The 4221-nt window shown below is 37.6% G+C and carries 2 protein-coding genes; both read left to right on the top strand.

The genetic code is table 11. The features are described 5' to 3' along the window. Positions 1-200 precede the first annotated feature (200 nt). Positions 201-1646: an amino acid permease gene (locus ACYSNW_RS18090; protein WP_461746915.1), complete on the top strand. Its 1446-nt coding sequence runs from the start codon at positions 201-203 to the stop codon at positions 1644-1646. After that, complete coding sequence (locus tag ACYSNW_RS18085; RefSeq protein WP_461746913.1) at positions 1627-4122, top strand: YhgE/Pip family protein; 2496 nt, start codon at positions 1627-1629, stop codon at positions 4120-4122. Before ACYSNW_RS18090 ends, ACYSNW_RS18085 begins: the two co-directional genes overlap by 20 nt. Positions 4123-4221: the final 99 nt, after the last annotated feature.

The following is a 4221-nucleotide window of genomic DNA, read 5'->3' as shown; positions in this document are numbered from 1 at the left end:
AGAGATATTCAACAATCGATCGCTGAATTAAACAAATCAAATGTTACGATGCACGCAAATGAAGGGGCTCATGTTCACGGATTTACACACTAAAAACAACTGATTGGAGTCTGGAGAAAGATGGAGACAGAAGTAAAACCACTTTTGTCTCAAGCTTTCCCCAACCTAATCACCAACAACTACTTGAGGAGGAAAATACAGTGGAGAAAACAAAAAAAGAAAAAATGTCCAAATTTGCTTTTTTCGCCATGACTGCATCTTTATTTATTACTGTTTATGAATACCCAACATTTGCCACTTCTGGAAAATCATTGATCTTTTTCTTATTACTTTGCGGATTGTGTTGGTTTTTACCTGTTTCATTATGTTCGGCTGAATTAGCCACAGTAGAAGGTTATCAAGAAGGTGGGATCTATAGCTGGGTCGGTAAACCTTTAGGCGAAAAATTTGGCTTTGCGGCACTATTCTTTCAATGGTTTCAAGTAACTGTCGGTTTTGTGACAATGATTTATTTTATTGTCGGTACGTTGTCTTATACCTTAGAAATTCCCGCAATTAATAATGATCCTATTTTTAAATTTTTATCTGTGATTGGTATTTTCTGGGTCTTAACCATTCTGCAATTACGCGGAACTGAAACGACAGCAAAACTTGCCAAATACGGCTTTTCAATCGGAATTGTCTTACCTGTAATCGCAATGTTTATCTTAGCCATTCATTACTTTATGAGTGGACATACCATTTCACCCGATTTTAGTCACTCTTCCTTCCTTCCTAAAGGAAAAGATATTGCCGCACTCACTTCATTTGTTTTAGCTTATATGGGGGTTGAGGCCTCTGCGACACATATCTCAGAATTGGAAAATCCTAAAAAAGATTACCCAAAACTGTTGATTATTCTCGTCGTTGTTGGGATTGTCATGAGTACCATTGGTGGCAGTGTTGTTTCAATGGTCTTAAGTGGAAAAATTTCTTCCAACCAAGGCGTCATGGATACAGCAAGTACATTGATTTCACCGCACCATATTTCTTGGGGGGTTAAATTAATCGGTTTCTTAATTTCCTTTGGTATTTTAGCACAAGTCAGCTCATGGATTGTCAGTCCAACTGAAGGGCTTCAATTCGCCGCGACAAAAGGATTACTTCCAGCAGATCTAGCAAGGAAAAACCGTAATGATGTTCCAGTAAAAATCTTGATGATTCAAGCAATTATTGTCACTGCTTGGGCAGCCTTACTAACATTTGGTTCTGGTGGTTCTGGCGGAAATATCGCTTTTCAAACGGCGATTTCCTTAACGGTATTAATTTATCTTAGTGCCTATATCTTATTCTTTGTCGCTTACTTTGTTGTTTTGAAAAAACATCAAGATTTACAACGAGACTTTCAAATTCCTGGTGGAAACAAAGTAAAAATGATTGTTGCAGGATTAGGTCTGTTGCTTTCTGTCAGTGCAGTGGTTACGGCATTTATCGTTCCTTCTTCTATCTCAAAAAGTGAAGGTCCGATGTACCTAACATTACTTGGCGTTTGTTTCTTTGTCACTTTAGCTATTCCGTTTGTCTTTTATCACTTTTATTCAATTCCGAACAAGAAAAAAATAGCCCAACACAAGGAGGACGCAACTCATGCAGATGGTCAAAAATGAGTGGAAAAACCTATTTAAGAATAAGATTTTGATGATTTCCGTCATCGCGATTACTTTTATTCCCATTATTTATGCTTCAGTTTTTGATAAATCATTATGGGATCCTTTTGGGAGTACGAAAAATTTACCTGTCGCGATCGTCAATGAAGATCAACCCGTTACATTACTCGGTCAAAAAGTTGATGTAGGAGATCAAGTCGTTGATAATTTAAAAACCAATCATGATATTAAATGGAAATTCGTCAGTAAAAAAGAGGCTGAAAAAGGTCTAAAAGATATGAAGTACTATTCTATCGTAACGATTCCAAAAGATTTTTCTAAATCAGCTGCCAGTATTTTAGATGATCATCCGAAAAAAATGGAAATTACCTATACAACGAATGATTCATATAACTATATTTCTGGTGAAATTACCGAAGTAGCCGCAACTGAATTAGAAATTCAAGTACGCGATCAAGTAGTGAAATCTTATGCACAAGCCATCGATCAAGTAGCAACGAAAATGTTAGGTTCCTTAGGTGAAGCTGCGAGCGGATCAGAACAATTAGCCTCTGGGAGCGGACAATTAGGGGCTGGATTAACTGAATATACAAACGGTGTGGCACAAGCCGCATCTGGAAGTGGACAATTGACACAAGGTGTGGATCAACTAGCGCAAGGTGTGGGTCCTTTATCAAGCGGTGTGGGGCAATTAGATACAGGCTCAAGAGAATTAAGTACTGCTTTAAATACAATCAATACCACGATTCAACCTCTACAATCAAATATAACAGGAATTGATGCAGGATTAGTTGAATTATCACAAGCAGCACAATCAATGGCAACGGCCTTACAAAATTTTGAAAACAATCTAGATCCTGCAACACAACAAGATCTAGCGCATCAATTAGCCGTTGCTCGACAACAATTACAAAGTCTAGTTACCAATGCCAATCAACTTCAAACGATTTCGATGGATGCTTCAGGGATTGAACACCAAGCGGCTGAAATCGCAACAAAAGTAAACGGTCTATCTTCTGATGTTAGCGGAGCAAATAGTGCCATCAATGCCAAAATTGACGAAGTAATCCGTTCCAACACGGAATTGTCAGATGCTTCTAAATCAGCAATCATTGGTGAGTTAACAAGTACCGTTGATTCAAATTTAGCAGCTATCGAAACACAATTAGATACAAAAGTAGCTGACATTCAAGCAAATCTAACTGAATTGTCACGAATTTCAGCCGAATTCTCAGCAAAAGCGGGTGAAGTGAGTACAATTGCTCAAAGTATGGCAGGAAATACACAAACAATCGAAGCAGCCATTAACCAAACAGAAGCCGGAATTGCTCAAATTCAACAAGCAACCAACCATGTTCCAGCCTCTGAAAATGCACAAACAATTGTTGCTCAATTAAACCAATTAAGTGGCGTTTTAAATCAAGCCGCAACAGAAATTCCTAAAGGAATCGCTGGAATTAATCAATTAGCTTCTGGAAGCAATCAATTGACAAATGGCTTAGATCAATTACAAGCCCAATTACCAACGTTAAGTAACGGTGTCGCTCAATTAGATAGTGGTGCAGAACAGTTACAATCAGGGTTAAATGAATTAGATGCAAATTCACCACAATTATTATCTGGTATTAGTCAATTACAAGCCGGCGCAAAAGAATTAGCAGATGGTTTAGAAGCAGGGGTCAATGAATCAAAAACAGTAAAAATCACCAACAAAACGATTGATCACTTTGTCGATCCAACCAGTTTGAAAAATGATAAATATAGTACGGTTAAAAACTACGGTGAAGCATTAGCACCTTATATTATGTCACTTGCCTTATTTGTAGGCTGTATGTTATTCAACTTTATCTACCCAATCAGAAAAGCTTCTATGGAAGGTCAAAGCAGCCGTTCTTGGTGGTTAAGTAAATTATCAATTGGCTTTGGCGCTTCAAGTATGATGGCGTTAATCCAAGCCACCGTCATGATTTTGATTGGCTTACCTGTACACAACATTGGGCTATTTTACTTCACTGCTTTCGTAAGTGCCTGGTGTTATATGTCGATTGTTATGTTCTTAGCCATGACTTTTGATAACCCGGGACGATTTGTCGCAATGATCCTACTTGTTTTACAACTAGGTGGCGCTGGAGGAACCTTCCCAATTCAAGTACAAGGACAATTTTACCAATTTATTCATCCTTATTTACCAATGTCTTATTCACTGTATGCCTTTAGAGAAGCAATTTCTAGTGGAATTAGTTCCCATCTGCTAATCAAGAGTTACAGCGTATTAATTGGGTTGGCTCTGATTTTTGTCGCTTTATTACGCTATTCAATGCACATCTTACAAAAGAAACATATGCATGACGTTTCAGCAGTTAATGACAATCAAAAATTATTGGCGTTAGAAACCACAACAAAATCCGATTTAGACAACCAAATTGCAGCAAATATTGAAAAGGAACCTGCGAAAGAAGGTAAAAAAGATGAATAACACAACAAAATTTTTTAAATCCTATCGTTTTCTACAAGTTTTAACAGGAATTCTGTATCTCCTCATGGCTGTTTTAGCGATGAGGTATACAGAAGAAAA

This window comes from Enterococcus sp. LJL99 (assembly GCF_054871725.1).
The sequence above is the reverse complement of the archived record's forward strand: the minus strand, read 5'-3'. Positions and strand labels throughout refer to the sequence as shown.

Bases quoted from the DNA above. Each gene is read 5' to 3' on its own strand.
- ACYSNW_RS18085 (WP_461746913.1), top strand. From the start codon at position 1,627: ATGCAGATGGTCAAAAATGAGTGGAAAAACCTATTTAAGAATAAGATT.